At 59.8% G+C, this 15,861-nt stretch carries 14 protein-coding genes; 8 read left to right on the top strand and 6 right to left on the bottom strand.

Going from position 1 to position 15,861, the window contains the following annotated elements; genetic code table 11:
• The first annotated feature begins 281 nt into the window (after positions 1–281).
• Genes DCC24_RS01085 through mnhG form a run of 6 tightly spaced genes read left to right on the top strand, consistent with a single transcriptional unit; the run spans position 282 to position 7,140 of the window.
• Positions 282–3,440, top strand: a complete 3,159-nt coding sequence (locus DCC24_RS01085; RefSeq protein ID WP_110098054.1) for a Na+/H+ antiporter subunit A — start codon at positions 282–284, stop codon at positions 3,438–3,440.
• Positions 3,440–3,946, top strand: coding sequence for a Na(+)/H(+) antiporter subunit C (locus tag DCC24_RS01080; RefSeq protein ID WP_110098053.1), 507 nt, complete (start codon positions 3,440–3,442; stop codon positions 3,944–3,946). The genes DCC24_RS01085 and DCC24_RS01080 overlap by 1 nt, the downstream gene beginning before the upstream one ends.
• The gene (locus DCC24_RS01075) at positions 3,931–5,670 is read left to right on the top strand and encodes a Na+/H+ antiporter subunit D (RefSeq protein WP_110098052.1); all 1,740 of its coding nucleotides are present in this window, start codon (positions 3,931–3,933) and stop codon (positions 5,668–5,670) included. Before DCC24_RS01080 ends, DCC24_RS01075 begins: the two co-directional genes overlap by 16 nt.
• The gene (locus DCC24_RS01070; protein WP_110098051.1) at positions 5,663–6,307 is read left to right on the top strand and encodes a Na+/H+ antiporter subunit E; all 645 of its coding nucleotides are present in this window, start codon (positions 5,663–5,665) and stop codon (positions 6,305–6,307) included. The genes DCC24_RS01075 and DCC24_RS01070 overlap by 8 nt, the downstream gene beginning before the upstream one ends.
• Positions 6,307–6,714 carry a monovalent cation/H+ antiporter complex subunit F gene (locus DCC24_RS01065; RefSeq protein WP_110098050.1) on the top strand — a complete coding sequence of 136 codons (408 nt, stop codon included), beginning with the start codon at positions 6,307–6,309 and terminating at the stop codon, positions 6,712–6,714. The genes DCC24_RS01070 and DCC24_RS01065 overlap by 1 nt, the downstream gene beginning before the upstream one ends.
• Positions 6,715–6,720: 6 nt before the next feature.
• Positions 6,721–7,140, top strand: a complete 420-nt coding sequence (mnhG, locus tag DCC24_RS01060) for a monovalent cation/H(+) antiporter subunit G (protein WP_110098049.1) — start codon at positions 6,721–6,723, stop codon at positions 7,138–7,140.
• Here mnhG and DCC24_RS01055 read toward each other — a convergent pair.
• The 3 genes from DCC24_RS01055 to DCC24_RS01045 all read right to left on the bottom strand — a co-directional run bounded on the left by DCC24_RS01055 (position 7,137) and on the right by DCC24_RS01045 (position 11,488).
• Positions 7,137–7,442 carry a DUF4235 domain-containing protein gene (locus tag DCC24_RS01055; protein ID WP_158278442.1) on the bottom strand — a complete coding sequence of 102 codons (306 nt, stop codon included), beginning with the start codon at positions 7,440–7,442 and terminating at the stop codon, positions 7,137–7,139. The two genes, mnhG and DCC24_RS01055, sit on opposite strands and share 4 nt — an antisense overlap.
• A 113-nt stretch (positions 7,443–7,555) precedes the next feature.
• A complete protein-coding gene (locus DCC24_RS01050; protein ID WP_110098047.1) occupies positions 7,556–8,734 on the bottom strand; it encodes a glycerate kinase in 1,179 nt (392 codons plus the stop codon).
• Between the two features lie 129 nt (positions 8,735–8,863).
• Positions 8,864–11,488, bottom strand: coding sequence for an MMPL family transporter (locus DCC24_RS01045; RefSeq protein WP_110098046.1), 2,625 nt, complete (start codon positions 11,486–11,488; stop codon positions 8,864–8,866).
• Positions 11,489–11,726: 238 nt separating this feature from the next.
• Between DCC24_RS01045 and DCC24_RS01040 the strand changes: the two genes are divergently transcribed.
• Both DCC24_RS01040 and cls read left to right on the top strand, forming a co-directional pair.
• Positions 11,727–12,266 carry a TetR/AcrR family transcriptional regulator gene (locus DCC24_RS01040; RefSeq protein WP_158524562.1) on the top strand — a complete coding sequence of 180 codons (540 nt, stop codon included), beginning with the start codon at positions 11,727–11,729 and terminating at the stop codon, positions 12,264–12,266.
• 101 nt (positions 12,267–12,367) lie between these two features.
• Entirely contained in the window at positions 12,368–13,867 is a 1,500-nt protein-coding gene (gene cls / locus DCC24_RS01035) for a cardiolipin synthase (RefSeq protein ID WP_183145593.1), read from the top strand.
• Positions 13,868–13,915: 48 nt separating this feature from the next.
• Here the strand turns inward: cls and DCC24_RS01030 are convergent, their stop codons facing one another.
• The 3 genes from DCC24_RS01030 to DCC24_RS01020 form a co-directional block, all read right to left on the bottom strand.
• Positions 13,916–14,110, bottom strand: a complete 195-nt coding sequence (locus tag DCC24_RS01030; protein WP_146206241.1) for a hypothetical protein — start codon at positions 14,108–14,110, stop codon at positions 13,916–13,918.
• A 5-nt stretch (positions 14,111–14,115) separates the two neighbouring features.
• Positions 14,116–14,730, bottom strand: a complete 615-nt coding sequence (locus DCC24_RS01025; RefSeq protein ID WP_110098043.1) for a hypothetical protein — start codon at positions 14,728–14,730, stop codon at positions 14,116–14,118.
• A gap of 207 nt (positions 14,731–14,937) precedes the next feature.
• The gene (locus DCC24_RS01020) at positions 14,938–15,456 is read right to left on the bottom strand and encodes a Dps family protein (RefSeq protein WP_110098042.1); all 519 of its coding nucleotides are present in this window, start codon (positions 15,454–15,456) and stop codon (positions 14,938–14,940) included.
• Positions 15,457–15,861: the final 405 nt, after the last annotated feature.

The raw sequence follows: 15,861 nt of genomic DNA, 5'->3' as shown, positions 1-15,861 counted from the left end.
ATAACCGTGAATTGGCAACCAGCGGTACTGGAACCTGAATGAAAGATGTATTTTTCAAGGCGATATGGCCGAGTTAATGGCGGTGCTACCCCAAAATGCCGGGGAACCCCGGGGTCTGTTCTGATGCTGTGGGCTGACTCGTTACGACCGGAATAACGTCTCTGTGGGCAGATTTAAAGCCCTCTGGCATCGTCGGTGACGACGTCCTGTGACAATCCACCACACCGAAAAGCGCTAAAGTAAGAAGGGTGCCTGCCCCATAATTGCTCTGGAGGACGACCGTGCTTATTGTGCTGATTGCACTGTTCGCCGTCGCATTGGTCGCGCCCTGGATTTTCCGAGTTACCGATCGGGCTGGTTTCTTTGTCTTGGCTGCGGTCCCAGCCGCAGGTTTCATCTGGGTTCTCACCCAGATGCCACATATTCTCCACTCCGAGCAACTCTTAGCCTCCGGAGCAGCCGCCGATGCCGCCAATGACCCGCTGGTGCGCACCTACCCGTGGTTAACCGAGATCGGCGTTGAACTCTCCTTCCGGATGGATACCCTGGCGGCACTGATGTCGCTGATCGTGCTCGGTGTGGGCGCTCTGGTGCTGGTCTACTGCTCTCGGTATTTCAGCGCCGGCGACCCGCGCAACGGTACCTTCGGTGCTCAACTTTTGGCTTTCGCCGGCGCCATGTTCGGGCTGGTCACCACCGATGATCTATTGGTGCTCTACATCTTCTGGGAAATCACCTCGGTGCTGTCCTTCCTGCTGATCGGTTACGCCGGGCAACGAATCTTCGCCCGTCGCTCCGCGATTACCGCGCTGATAGTGACCACTTTCGGTGGTCTGGCCATGCTGGTCGGACTGATGATGCTCGGTGAATCAGCCGGCACCTACCGGATTTCCGAGGTTGTCAACCGTTCCGAAGAACTTTTGACTGGCCCCTACTCGGGAGCCTTTATGGGCTGGGCCATCAGCCTGGTGCTACTGGGTGCGTTGACTAAATCCGCCCAGGTGCCTTTCCACTTCTGGCTGCCCGCGGCTATGGCAGCCCCCACCCCGGTTTCGGCTTACCTGCACTCGGCTGCCATGGTCAAAGCCGGTGTTTATCTGGTGGCACGACTAGCCCCCGGATACGCCGACATGCCAGTCTGGCAAGTGATGGTGCTCGGGGTCGGAATGTGGACCATGCTTGTCGGCGGCTGGCGAGCCCTACGTCAAACCGATATTAAACTCGTCCTGGCCTTCGGCACCGTCTCCCAGCTGGGATTCTTGATGATCGCCAACGGGTTGGGTGACCGCGACGCCGCCATGGCAGGACTGGCCATGCTGATGGCCCACACGCTGTTCAAAGCACCCCTGTTCATGCTGGTGGGCCTCATCGATAAGATGGCCGGAACGCGCGATGTGAACCGCCTGTCCGGGTTGGGCCGAAACCACCCGTGGCTTTTTGCCTTCGCCCTGCTGGCCTCGTTGTCGATGGCCGGTATCCCACCGTTCTTTGGTTTCGTGGCCAAAGAATCCGTGCTGGAATCAGCCCTGCACTGGGGCGAGGTCCACTCACAAGTCGCCACTGACGCGTATGCGGCCCCGAGCTTCTGGGGTATCGTCTGGGCGTGGCTGCCACTCGCCGTGGCGGTACTGGGTTCGGTCTTCACCGTAGCCTACACTGCACGGTTCCTCTGGGGTGGTTTCGCCACCAAAACCACCGTGGACGACCAGGGCGTTACCCAGCAGATGGACGACACCCCGGTCGAAAAGTCGGCCTCGATCCTGGGTACCACCCCAGCAGCGGTGCTGAGCGTGATCAGCCTGGTCGCCGCCTTCGTTCCCGGATTGATGGGTGCCCTGCCCGAGGCCTATGGCCAAACCGCCGAACCGTTAGCCGGTTTTGAGAACGATCCGGCCTACCTGGCGCTGTGGCACGGATTCACCCCGGTGCTGGCAATTTCTATCGCGATCATTCTCGTCGGTCTGGTGCTCTATGCCTTCAAAGACCGGGTCTGGCATGCACAAGATGCCGTACCGTCCTGGGTGGATTCGGCCAAAGTCTATCGTTGGACCCTGCAGCGTCTAGATGCCTTTGCCGTCTGGGTCACCGGTCGCACCCAGCGCGGTGACCTGGCTTTCTACCTGTTCATCATTCTTACCGTGGCCACCGTGGGACCGTTGCTGGCCATGCTGTTCCCGACCAATAACGATCCCACCACTGTCAGCCTGCCCAACGTGGCCTTCTTCGGCGACTGGCGACTGGAGCAATCACCGGGTCTGGTGCTGGCCTCGATTTGTATGATCATTGCCGTGGCTGGTGCCGTCTGGGCCCGTCGTCGTTTCATGGCCGTCATGCTGGTCTCAGCCACCGGCTACGTGCTGGCCGCCATCTTCGCGCTCCGCGGATCTCCGGATCTGGCCCTGACTCAGTTGCTGGTGGAATCCATCGTGCTGGTGGCCATGGTGTTGGGCCTGCGGGTGCTGCCACCGCGGGTTCCCACCGGGCTACATGGACGCAATAACCGCTGGGCGCGCGCGCTCTTGTCGATCGGATTCGGTCTGGTGATGATGTGGTTGGCTGCTACCGTGCTGGCCTCCCGTGTGCAGGACCCCATTTCACTGAAAATGCCGGAACTGGCCGCCGAAGAAGGCGGTGGCTACAACATCGTCAACGTCACCCTGGTCGATATGCGCGCCTGGGATACCTTCGGCGAAATCACGGTGCTCACCGCGGCCGCCACCGGTGTGGCCTCGCTGGTCTTCATCGCCACCCGGGAGCGTTTCCGCCACCACTCATTGGCCGATGTGGAACCCGGCTCGGTGGGACGTTATAACCATAAAGCCGCGTCGCTGAGCACCGGCGAAATCTCGGTGGTGCGTGGGTTCTCGACGGTTTCGCGTGACCCGTGGCTGATCGCCGGTCGGACCCTGGCGCCGGAACGTCGCTCCATCATCTTCGAAGTCGTCACCCGCCTGATCTTCCACATCATCATCCTGATTTCGATCTACCTGCTACTGGCCGGACACAACGTCCCCGGCGGTGGCTTCGCCGGTGGTCTGCTGGCCGGTCTGGCGCTGACCATTCGGTACCTGGCCGCTGGCCGCTATGAGCTGGCCCAAACCGTGCGCATCCCCGCCGGTGTGGTGCTGGGCTCCGGACTGGCGCTGGCCGCCATCTCCGGGATCATCCCGCTGTTCTTCGGCGGTGAGGTCTTCCAGCAGGTCGACTTTGAATTCACGCTACCGGTCTTCGGTTACGTCCACGCGGCCTCGGCATTGATCTTCGATATCGGGGTCTACCTCGTGGTGATCGGCCTGGTCATCGACGTATTGCGTTCCCTGGGTGCAGAGGTCGACCGTCGGTACGAAAAGGAATTGGCCGTCCGCGAAGAAGCTGAGGCCCGTCGCAAGCAGGTCAGTACTCAGTCCACAGCACAACCGCGAACCGGAGGTGGTCGCTGATGACGATCGATGCGATCTTGCTGATCATCATGGGAGCACTGTTCGCCGGTGCGGTCTATATGGTCATGGAACGGACCCTGACCCGCATTATGCTCGGACTGGTCATGTTCACCAACGGAGCCAACCTGTTGATCATCATCATGGCCGGCCCCGCCGGTTGGCCCCCGATCGTGCGCGACTCGGTCAGTGCCGATGAATACGCCGATCCGTTGCCACAAGCTCTCACGTTGACCTCGATCGTGATCTCATTTGCCACCACCTCCTTCTTGCTGGCGATGATCTACCGCTCCTGGGTGCTGGCCCGTCGCGATGAAGTCTCCGTTGACGTCGAAGACGTCAAGGTGGCCGAGCAACCCACCTACGACGCCGAAGATGATGCCGAGCTACGCGAGGAAGAATCCGAGTTTATTGACGACGACCAGGACCCGAACATGGCCTACGACGCGCCCTCGGCCGAGTCCGGCTCCACCACAGCAGGAGATGATCGCTCATGCAGCTCGATGTGATCTCCATGGCCCCGCTGGCCGTCGTGCTGCCCATCCTGGGCGCCGCGCTCGCCTTCACGTTGGTCCGACGTCCGCGTGGCCAAATCCTGGTGACCGTGCTGACCATTGTGGTTACCCTGCTCTTGGAGGTCGCGCTACTGATTGCCACCTGGAACGAGGGCGCCAACGCCGTCTTCCTCGGCGGCTGGGAAGCCCCCTGGGGCATCGTGATGGTGGTCGATCGGTTCTCGGCGCTGATGCTGGTGGTTGCCACCACTGTGGTGCTCGCGGTGTTGCTCTACGCCTCCGCACAGGGTATCGGCGATGACGACACGCCCCGGCCGGTCTCGATCTTCCACCCCACCTACCTGATCCTGACCGCCGGGGTGTCCAACGCGTTCTTAGCCGGAGACCTCTTCAACCTCTATGTGGGCTTCGAAATCCTGCTGACGGCTTCCTACGTGTTGCTGACCATGGGCGGGACCGGCCCACGGATCCGCGCCGGTGTCACCTACGTCGTGGTCTCAGTGATCTCCTCGGTGATCTTTTTGATCGCGATCGCGATGATCTATGGCGCGACCGGAACCGTGAACCTGGCCGATTTGGCGGTCAAACTCGCCGAACTCGACCCCGACCTGCAACAGGTGCTACACATCATGTTGTTGGTTGGGTTCGGGATTAAAGCCGCCGTGTTCCCGCTGTCGTTCTGGTTGCCTGACTCCTATCCCACCGCCCCAGCCCCGGTCACCGCGGTGTTCGCCGGCTTACTGACCAAGGTCGGTGTCTACGCCATCGTGCGCACCGAAACCCTGCTGTTCCCAGGCAACCGGCTCAACGATCTGTTGCTGGTGGTCGCCGGGTTGACCATGGTGATCGGTATCCTCGGTGCCCTGGTGCAGTCGGATATCAAACGTGTGCTGTCGTTTACTTTGGTCTCCCATATCGGCTACATGATCTTTGGGCTGGCCCTAGCCAATGTGGTGGGGCTGGGCGCCACCGTGTTCTACGTGGTCCACCACATCACCATCCAGACCTCGCTGTTCTTGGTCACCGGGCTCATTGAATACCGGGCCGGTACCGCCAATATCGACCGCCTGGGCTCGATGCTGAAGATTTCACCGTTGATCGGGGTGCTCTACATCATTCCGGCCCTGAACCTCGGGGGTATCCCGCCGTTTTCCGGATTTATCGGCAAGGTCGGTCTGCTACAGGCCGGTGTGGGGGAGGGCTCCCCGTTGGCCTTCGCCCTCGTCATTGCCTCGGTAGTCACCTCCCTGTTGACCCTACTGGTGATGGTCCGGATCTGGGCCCGCGTGTTCTGGCGCCGAGCTGAGGACGTCGAAGATGCCACCTTGCGCGTGTCCGAAGAAGCCGAAGCCGCCGAGAATAACCAGCCACCCATCCGCAAAAACCTAGCCGGCCTGGTGGCCCCCACCATCGGACTGGTCGCCGTGGGTGTAGGCCTTACCGTGGTCGCCGGCCCACTGTATAGCTTCGCGGACCAGGCCGCCGAAGATATGCTCGCTCGCACCCCGTATATTGAATCCGTGCTCGGCGATGAGGCAGCCGCCCAAGCCGCCGAAGACCTCCAGGAACTCAACGGATATGGCATCGAATTAGCTTCCGAGTCCTCGAATGGTGCCGGTGAAGACGACAATGACCCCGAAGAAGCCACCGATGTTGCCACCGGCGCATCGGATGCTACATCAGAGACTCTGGGCAGGAAGGAGGCTCGCGATGACTGATCAGGCACCCCCCGCGTCGACACCCAAGAACGACTCGGACGCGCGCGTCATTGAAAATAAGCCACCCTGGTGGACCCAATGGCCCATGTTCTTGCTCCTGGTGTTGATCTGGTGTGCGCTGTGGCAAGACTTCCGCATCGGACAAATCATCATGGGCGCGATCACCGCGGTGCTGGTGATGTTCATTTTCCGCCTGCCACCGATTCCCTTCGGCGACCGGTTCAACTTCTACTACGCGGTGAAATTCCTGTTCATCTTCCTGTGGAAGATCACCTGGGCCTCGATCGATGTGGGGATTAAAGCCATCGTCCGAGGCCCGCGGATCACCAATTCGGTGCTCGCCGTCCAGCTACGGAGCCACGACGACCTCGTGGTTACCCTGGTGGCTCACGCCTACGCGCTGATCCCCGGGTCCTTGGTCATTGACGTGGACCGGACCACCTCTACCCTCTACTTACACGTGCTGGATGTGCCCAATGATCAAGCCGCTGAAGACTATAAACGCGACTCACGCAATATCGAGAGCCACATCATCCGAGCCATCGGGTCTAAGAAGGACTACGCCTTGATTCGTGGGGAACACGAGGCCAGTGAGCGTGCTCCAGACCAAACGCAACACCGGGGAGGTGAGCGTTGATGCATGTCCTTCAGTTGGCAGGCTGGATTTGCCTGGTTTTCTTGGCGATCGGTGCGCTGGCCTCGGTCTACCGCATCGCGCGCGGGCCGGCGACCTTGGACCGTGCCATTGCCACCGACGTGCTACTGATTACGGTCTCTTCAGCGCTGGTGGTCATCATGGCCCTGACCGGGCTGACTGACTACATCATGTTTGTGGTTGTTGCTAGTGTGATTGGCTTCGTCGGATCGGTGACCCTGTCCCGCTTCACCGTGGACGGTACCACCGCCAACCCGGGGGCCTCCGAAGAACGGCTGGAGTCCCAAGACCACAAAGACACCTATGTCGGTCACGCACAGGGGCCGGGCCGACGCGCTTCCAAGATCGGGCCCCAGCAGTCGAAGCCACAGCAGGGAAAGGGGGAGTGATCGACTATGATCGAATTTGAGTCAGGGTGGGAGATCGCCGGCGCGATTCTCATTGTGGTGGGCTGTTCCCAGTCAGCCACGGCAGGAATCGGTCTGTTGCGCTTCCCGGATGTGCTCTCGCGTATTCACGCAGCAACCAAGCCACAGGTATTCGGTCTGTTAACGGCATTGGCCGGCCTGGGATGCATTTGGCAGTCGTGGTGGTGGGTTCCCGTCTTGGTCGTCGCCTGGGTACTACAGCTGGTGACCGCACCGGTCTCGGCGCACCTGGTGGGTCGAGCCACCTACCGTTCCCGGCATCTGGACCCGGAGTTGCTCTATGTGGATGAACTGGCTGAAGTGATTACTCGCCAGGATGAAAAAGATCAGCGCGCTGATCACGATCAACCTGACGAGTCAGCCCAGAAGCCAGCCCAGAACTCCTAGACTTCGGCGTCGCCGACTCGACGCGCGGTCCGCTTGGTTTTCTCCTGCTTCTTGGCGCGGGCTTCCATGGCCTTGCGGACACCGCGCTGAGAACCGGACGTAATCAGCGACGAGATCGCTGCCGAGATCGCCGCGAACGTCACGATTTTCGCGATCGAGGTTTGTTGCTCATCGTCTTCCGACGGAGCTTTCTCACCGGTCATAGCCTTCCAGCCCAGATCGACGATCTTGGTGCCGAGATAACCGCCGGCCAGCGAGACACCGGTGGTCAGAACCTTTTGCATTAGCTTATTGCTATCCATCACTCCTGCTTTCTTCTGTGTTGATGACCGGGTCCAGCGCATCCGGACCGAGCTCTCCTGCGGGAGAGGGTTGCCGACTACCAGCTTAGCGAGTCCACGGCCTTTTGAGACAACTACTGGCTTGCTTGCGGAACGCCGATCGTCCCGACGCGACGCAACAGCCGGAATAAGTTCTCACTTTCTCGTGTGAGATCATCGGTGGTCTGACGTATGGCCGCCTGCAGGCTCTGGGGACCGGAACCAATGGGGAACACCGCCGTCAGACCCTCGGCATAGAGGTCCTCGAGCTCATCGCCCAGTGCCCCAGCTAGGGCAATCACGGGGATAGCCCGGCCGGTACGTGCAGCCACGGTACGCGTCGCGCGAGCCACCCCGACCGGGACCTTACCGGACAACGACTGGCCATCAAGACGTCCCTCACCGGTGAGCACCACATCGCAATCGGTCAGCTGGTCTTCAAAAGCCAGCAGATCGAGCAAGGTTGCAATGCCCGAGACCACGCTCGCCCCGGCCACACTTGCTAACCCTGCGGCGAGACCTCCGGCGGCCGCAGCACCGGGCAGCTGAGCCACGGACACGCCGGTGTCGCGGGCGATCACCGCCTCGGCGTGAACCATTCCGGCTTCCAGGTCGATCAGTTGGCGGTCGGTGGCGCCTTTCTGTGGGGCAAATATCGCAGTCGCCCCCTGCGGTCCGGTCAGCGGGTTGTCAATATCGCACAGCACCTGCAACCGGGCGGAACCGAGAGTGTCGGCCACCGCCGAGACATCAACACGATCGAGCTCGCGCAATCGTGACCCGGTGGGGATGAAATCCTCGCCCTCAGCGGTATAAAACCGGGCCCCTAACGCCCAGGCTGCACCAAGTCCCAAGTCATGCGTCGCCGAACCGCCGGCACCGATCAGTAACTCAGTTGCCCCAGACTCGATTGCGTGCCGGATGAGCTCGCCCACGCCCCGGGTTGTGGTAGCTCCCGGATCCAGATGTCCGGCAGCCAAGGGTAGCCCGGCCGTGGCGGCCATCTCGATCACCGCGGTGGTCTCCGTTAGCAGCGCATAGCTGGCCCTGACAGTATCGCCGGGGAAGACTCCGGTGACCGTTGCGGTGACCCGTCGGCCACCTCGAGCAGCCAACACAGTCTCTACGGTGCCCTCTCCGCCGTCGGCCAGCGGAAGCTGGCGCACGACAATCGAGGGATCAGCACGGTGGATACCGGTAGCAATGGCGTGGCAGACCTCCGCAGCGGTGGCGGCTCCCTTATACGAATCGGAGGCAATCAGCACAGTTTTCATCCTGAGGTCCACAGTACTGGATACCGCGTGTCTAGATACCCCCTGTGCCCTTAAACGCCGGTGGCCCGGTAATTCCCCACAGAGGAACCACCGGGCCACCGGAAGAAAACGTGCTGACCGGATCAGTGCTTAGGCCTGAGCCGTTGCGTCGTCCTTTTCCTTGCGACTGATCTCTTCGTCCAGGGACGAGCCCTCGACGTCAACGTTCGGCACGATCTTGTCCAGCCACTTCGGGAACCACCAGGCACCTGCACCGACCAGGTGCATCAGAGCCGGCATGAGCAACAGGCGGACCACGAAGGCGTCCAGCAATACACCGAAGGCCAACGCGAAACCGATCGGGCGGATCATCACATCATCGGCGAAGATGAAACCACCGAAGACCGAGATCATAATGATCGCCGCTGCAGTGACCACCGAGCGGCCGGACTTGAAGCCCTGCATGACCGCGGTGCGTGCGTCAGATCCGTGGACGTAGGCTTCACGCATACCGGTAGAGATGAACAACTGGTAGTCCATGGCCAAACCGAACAACACACCGATCAGAATGGTCGGCAGGAAGCTCAGCACCGGGCCGGGGGTCGAGACCTGGAAAATGGTATCTAGCCAACCCCACTGGTAGATGGCGACCACGCCACCCATACTGGCCAAGCAGGAAAGCACGAAACCACCGGTGGCGATCAACGGGACCACCAAAGAGCGGAAAACCACGATCATGATCAGCAAGCTCAGACCCACCACGACTGCCAGGTAGACGGGCAGAGCTTCGGCGAGTTCATCGGAGATGTCGATGAACCCGGAGGTCATACCAGCCACACCCAGGTCGGAGGCATTGGTTTCCGGAGTGGTGTCGCGCAGTTCGTAGACCAAGTCCTCCGTGGAAGGCTCGTTCGGGCCTTCTTCGGGGACGACCTGCAGGGCCAAGATGGAGTTGTCATCATTGGTTCCCGCCGGAACTACCTGGTCCACCCCATCCATCTCGGAGATTTGGGTGGCCAATTCCGCGGTAATAGTCATCGCATCATCATCCGAGGTGTCCTCTTCCAGATCCGCGGTAACCACCAACGGGCCGTTACGTCCGGGACCGAAGGCATCATCGATGGCCATGTAGGACTCATACGCGGCCGATCCTTCAGGTTCAGCCGAACCGTCGGGAAGGCCCAGTCGCATCTGGGAAGCCGGGATGGCCAAGATGCCCAGCACAGCGATCGAAGCCACAGCGGTGACGATCGCACGAGTCCACGACATGGGCTGGGTTTGGGGGTCATGGTGACCGGTAATCTGCGAGGAGGAGCCTTCATCAGATTCCTCGGCAGAGTGCTTGGCTTGGCTTGAGTGCTGTTCGTCTCGCTTCCGGCGTTCCTTCTTGCTCAAGGCACGCGGGCCGATGAAGGACAGCATTGCCGGGGTCAGCGTCAGAGCCACCAGCACAGCCAGTAGCACACAGACCCCACCGACAAGACCCATCAGGCCCAAGAACGGAATACCCGTAATGCCCAGGGCTAGCAGGGCGATGACCACGGTCGACCCAGCAAACAGCACTGCGGTACCAGCAGTTCCGTTGGCCAAACCAATCGAGGTACGCACATCCATGCCGGATTTGAGCTGTTGGCGGTGCCGGTTGATGATAAACAGCGCGTAGTCGATACCCACGGCCGAGCCGAGCATGATGCCCAGGACAGGGGTGATGGAGACCATCTCCACCACGGAGGAGAAGGCCAGGGAACCGACGGCACCCACACCGACGCCGACCAGTGCGTTCAGCAACGGCAGACCTGCGGTGACGAAAGTACCCAACATAATGAACAGCACAATGGCCGCCACCACCATACCGACGATCTCAGTCGGGCCAATAATTTGCGGGATCGTCTGGGACACCTGCTGAGTGGGAAGGATTTCCACCCCGTCAATCTCGGCTTCCTCGAGGGCGGCCATGACGCCCTCGCGGTCCTCCTCTTCAATATCGAGCGGAGGCTTATTGAACATGATGATCGCTTCAACGGTGGTACCGTCTTCTGAGACCAGTGAGAAACCTTCTGAGGCATCGAGAAGGTCTTGGGCATCCTGAAGTTGGTCGCGATTGGTCTCGATCTCTTGCTCCGCCTCGTCCAGCTCGTCCTCTTGAGTCGCTAACTCAGAACGGGCTTGTTCGAGCTGTTCGCGGCCCTGATCAATCTGCTCTTGCAGCGGGGCAGCCTGTTGCTCGGCGGCTTCTTGCGGAATGCCTTGAGCCACGGCCTGCTCGATGCCGGCGTCAACCTGTTCTTGGCCTTCGTCCAGCTCCTGTTCAGTCGCACTCAGTTGCTCGCGAGCGTCGTCAAGCTCCTGGCGACCGGTGGCCAGCTTCTCCTCGCCGTCGTCGAGCTGTTGTTGACCATCTTCGATTTCTTGAATCTGGTCCTGTCGTTGCTCTTCGGTGTCGAAAGGATTCACCGTTTCGTTCACCGCGTCGAGCTCATCGAGATCAGTGAGCAGGTCCCCGATCTCGTTCTTTTGCTCGTCGGTAAATTCCGAACCATCCTCGGTGCGGAACACGACCGGCCCGGTGCCCTTGGCGGCATCGGGGAATTCTTCCTCGAGTCGGTCGGTGACCTGCACGGTCGGAGTATCGGGAATGGTGATGGTCGATTGTAGCTGACCACCAAAAGTGAAAAAGCTAATCACGGCAATGGCGACAAGCGCCAGCCAGGATATTAAGACAGTCCACGGGCGAGCGGCGGCGCCCAGCCCAAGTTTGTTCAGAAGTTTAGCCACAGTACATAGTCCTCAAGTTCGAGATATTTAGGCTCGATCGCTACTATAGTTGACGGAGCGTCTCGAAACTAATGGTGAGACTCTTTTCGGCACCGTAAAGATCATCACCTCGGCTCATTCAAAGTCCTGCTTTCGCTTGGGGAGCGGGCAGAATAGGGCTGATGGCCATCCATCTGGTCCGGAAGCAAGTAGGAATATGACCGAAGAACAGAAATCGCGAGGCGGCAGACCACGGTCAGTGGCATCGCATGAAGCGATCTTGCAGGCGACATCCGAACTGCTGGCTGAAGGCGGACACCATCAAGTGACGATGGAAAGCATTGCCGCCCGCGCCGGGGTGTCCAAACAGACCATTTACCGCTGGTGGTCGTCCAAAAATGATGTGGTCCTGGAAGCGATCTCGCAGGGAAAGGTCACCTACTATCCGGCACCGGCTCCTCACACTGATCAGCTCAAAGCCGATCTGCTCGCGTGGATGTCCACAGAGTTGGACAAAATCTTCGACGATGCCGATACCCCGCAACTCGTCCAAAACCTGATCTCGATGGTCGCTGCTGCCGGAGAAGATGCTGAACAACTCTTCCGTCCGATCTCCGATCCACTGATGAATGTGCTGATCGGTCGGCTCCGACATGCTGAGCGAGAGCAACCCGGAACCTTGCGATCCAGCCCCGAGATCATCGCTGAAATGGTGGCCGGAGCACTGCTCTGGCGACTTCTGATCAAACGCCCGGTCCCCGAGCACTGGGCTGAATCCATCCTTGATGCGGTCCTGTAGGTTGAGTGCCTGTAGGTTGAGTGTTATTGACTGTTGACCGACCGCCGTTTCCGAGCTGGCGTCACGGTACTGAGCCCGCTCGATGAGTAGAATGTCACCCTATGTACTGGACCCTTTCCGAGATTGCTGATTGGCCGATCTGGCTTGCGATCCTCGTGGTGATTCTCGACCTGGGCATTCGTATTTTGCTGCTGGGAATTGTTCCGGGTAATCGGCGTCCCGCGGTGGCGATGGCCTGGCTGTTGGTGATTTTCTTCCTGCCCTGGATTGGGGTCTTGCTCTTCTTGTTGCTGGGCTCGTTCAAACTCGGCGGTCAGCGACGCTCGCGCCAGAAAGCCGTTAATGAGGAACTCCGGCGTGCTACCGCGCACTGGACGCTCCCTGACCAGATCCACGAGGTACCCCAGTACGTCGAGTCCTCGGCTGCGTTGACCCGTCAGCTGACGGGGTTCCCCATGCTGGATGGCAATAGCTTCCAGTACTACACCGACTACCGCAATTCCTTGCACGCCATGGCCCAAGATATCGACCGGGCCCACGACTATGTGAACATGATGTTCTACATCTGCGCGGTAGACCCCGTAGACCGACAGGGTTATAGCTCAGTGGTTTTTGATGCGTTGATCCGTGCTAAACAACGTGGCGTGACGGTGCGCGTCTTATTTGACCATATTGCCTCGCTACGCGTGCGCGGCTATCGGGACTTGTTGAAACTCTTGCGGGAGCACGACATTGAGTATTACCGGGCCATGCCGGTGCGTCCCCTACGCGGCCAGTATCAGCGACCCGACCTACGCAATCATCGAAAGTTGATGGTGATTGATGGAACCGTGGCCTACACCGGATCTCAGAACCTGATCGAACCCGGGTATAAGAGGGCCTCGGCTCACAAAATGGGTCGAGAATGGGTCGATGTCATGGCCCGGATTACCGGGCCGATCGTGGCTTCACTGGACATCGTTTTCGCCACCGACTGGTACTCCGAGACCGGACAACCCACTCAAGAAAATCTGCGTGATCTCACCACCGAAGAGATTGAAGATCACCGGGGTATCTCCGCGCAGGTTATCCCCTCCGGCCCGGGTTTTGCGAACGAAAACAACCTGCGGGCCTTCAACCATCTGTTCTACTCCGCCACCCGCACTCTGCGGGTGGTGACCCCTTACTTGGTGCCGGATGATTCCATGCTTTACGCGCTCACTACCGCAGCCCAGCGCGGAGTGGATGTCGAGATGATCGTGTGTCGTCGCGCGGACCAGTTCATGGTTCACCACGCCCAGCAGTCCTACTACGAGGCGCTCCTACGCTCCGGGGTGCGGATCTTGCGCTATCCCGACCCCAATGTCTTGCACTCGAAAATGTTCACGGTCGATGACGATGTGGCCGTGTTTGGATCGTCGAATATGGATATGCGCTCGTTTTCGCTCAACGTGGAAGTTACTGTGCTGGCAGTGGGCGCGGAGATCGTAGCGGCGACCGAACGTGTCATGGACGAGTATCGGGCCGAGTGCGAGGAACTCACCTTAGAACAATGGTTGGCCAGGCCACGATATAAACGATGGTTGGATAACGTCTTCCGCCTGACCTCGGCCTTGCAGTAACGCTAGGTCGCCACGTATTTTGTGCTGGTCCTCGCTGGTCTCAGCTGGCTAGTCTAAGTCGGAATCCACGTCGTCTTGTTGGTGTTCCTTGCTCAAAGCCGGCCACAGCAGGATGATGAAACCGATGGCCAACAGAGCAAACCCCAGCGGATAGCTAAACGGCGTTGAGGGTGCAAAATTCAGCACCGACATGCCGAGGGCGATAATGAGTAATCCGCCGTAGATCTGCAACTGAGTCATCACGGGAGCTAGTTTAGTCCCTGTGCTGAGGAGCTAGCGGCTCCGTTGGTGGAGATTTCAAGGCGCAACATCGTATAGGCGGCCTCTTGGACCGACTCGGCGGGACCTGAGGTGTCTAGGACCAAATCGGCAACCGATTCGACTCGGTCGCGGTCGGTAAAGTCTTGCTCTTGAGATGACCACCGTTCCCAGTTTGGCCCGTAGTTCTCCCCGCCTCGACCCACAGCGCGGTCCCGGCGGGATAGTTCGGGGGCATTCAACCAGATCAGAGAGTTGAGATGTTCCCGGGCCGCGCGAGCGCCGGTTCCAAAACCCTCAATAATGGTGATCTGGCCTGGAGCGAAGGTCCTCTCCGGCCCCAATGCTCCGTCGGGGGCATTACTTGACCAGTCCCAGTCTCGGTAGGTGACGGTTTCACCCTGTGCCAGGGCTGGGAGCAATTCGTGGGTATACAGGGTAACTCCAGCCTCCAACCCGTCCCAGCCACGGTAGAGCTGGTCGAGGCCGAACACCGCAACGGAGAGTTCGGGGTGTTCCGCGTGGATCCGTTGTTCCAAGGCGTCGGCGAGTTCGGTCTTGCCGGCCCCGGAACGGCCGTCGATACCAAGAATCAGGGGTTTCATGGCTCCATCCTAGTCTCCGGGCTGAGAACAACCCAGAGGTTACTTCTGAGCCGTTCACATCAGCAGGCCACCGGGTGCGACCTCCGATATGACAGACGTGACGCCAAGCGATCATCGCTTGACGACACGTCGTCGAGTCGTGTCTCAGTGCGCTAGGCCCTCACGGTAACTTGCGCACCGGCCGGTGGCAACCGACTGAGCGGGTCATTAGTCCTGCACGTGTTCGATGTCGCCCTGGGGGGAGGTGATGAACGAGCGCAGGAACCAGTGGAATAGCTCTAGGCCACGTGCCTGCTCGATCAGGATGTCCTCGGACATCGGGTCAACCTTGCCGACCTCGGAGATCGCAGCGCGCAGGTCAGCGATAATTCCGGTGTAGACCTCGTCCAGAGCGGAGATATGAGCCAGGGTCGAACCGCGCAACAGGGAGTAGTCTTCCCAGGTACGCTCGGAGACGATCGCGCCCGGGGTGCCCTTCGGAGCAACACCCAGGGTGGCGATGCGCTCAGCGAGGGTGTCGGCGTAGTCGCGGACCAGGTCGATCTGCGGGTCCAACATTTCGTGCACGGAGATGAAGTCGCGACCCACAACGTTCCAGTGAGCCTGCTTCAGGGTCAGCTGCAGGTCGTTCATTGCGTGCAGACGAGTCTGAAGAACCTCAGCGACGCGGTGGCCTTCTTCAACTTCCAGGCCGGGGGTGGTGTAGTTTGCGTTTGCTTCAGTCATGTTGCTCCCTTTCTTCAGAAAGTGCCCGGTGAGTGCATCTCACTCACGGCGGTTTCTCCGGTCGGGGCCACGATTCCGGCGGAATCCTGGTGCTCCCTGCGACCTTGGTTATAACTAAACCGTGTTCTCAGATCGCCGGCAAGGTACGTAAGGCTACCCTAGGTAATTATGAATGGCTCAAAATAAGGGCTGTTGCGAAATCCTCAGATCTAAGTTCACTCCCGGCGAAAAAAGAGGCGCAACGAGAGGGCTCCAGCTAGTTTTCTGCGGGTTTTCTGCGCGCACTCCAGGTGTTAGGGGCCGTGATGTCGGGCCTCTGGTCCGTTTCTCCAAAAAATTTTCCCACCCGGGAATGTTTTTCGAGATGGCATGGTTGCACAGAATAAGAAAACTTGAGTCTCTGTC

Origin of the sequence: Auritidibacter sp. NML100628, assembly GCF_003185985.1 — a bacterium.
Taxonomy (GTDB): Bacteria; Actinomycetota; Actinomycetes; order Actinomycetales; family Micrococcaceae; genus Auritidibacter; species Auritidibacter ignavus.
This window is presented reverse-complemented; position numbering and strand designations above follow the sequence as displayed.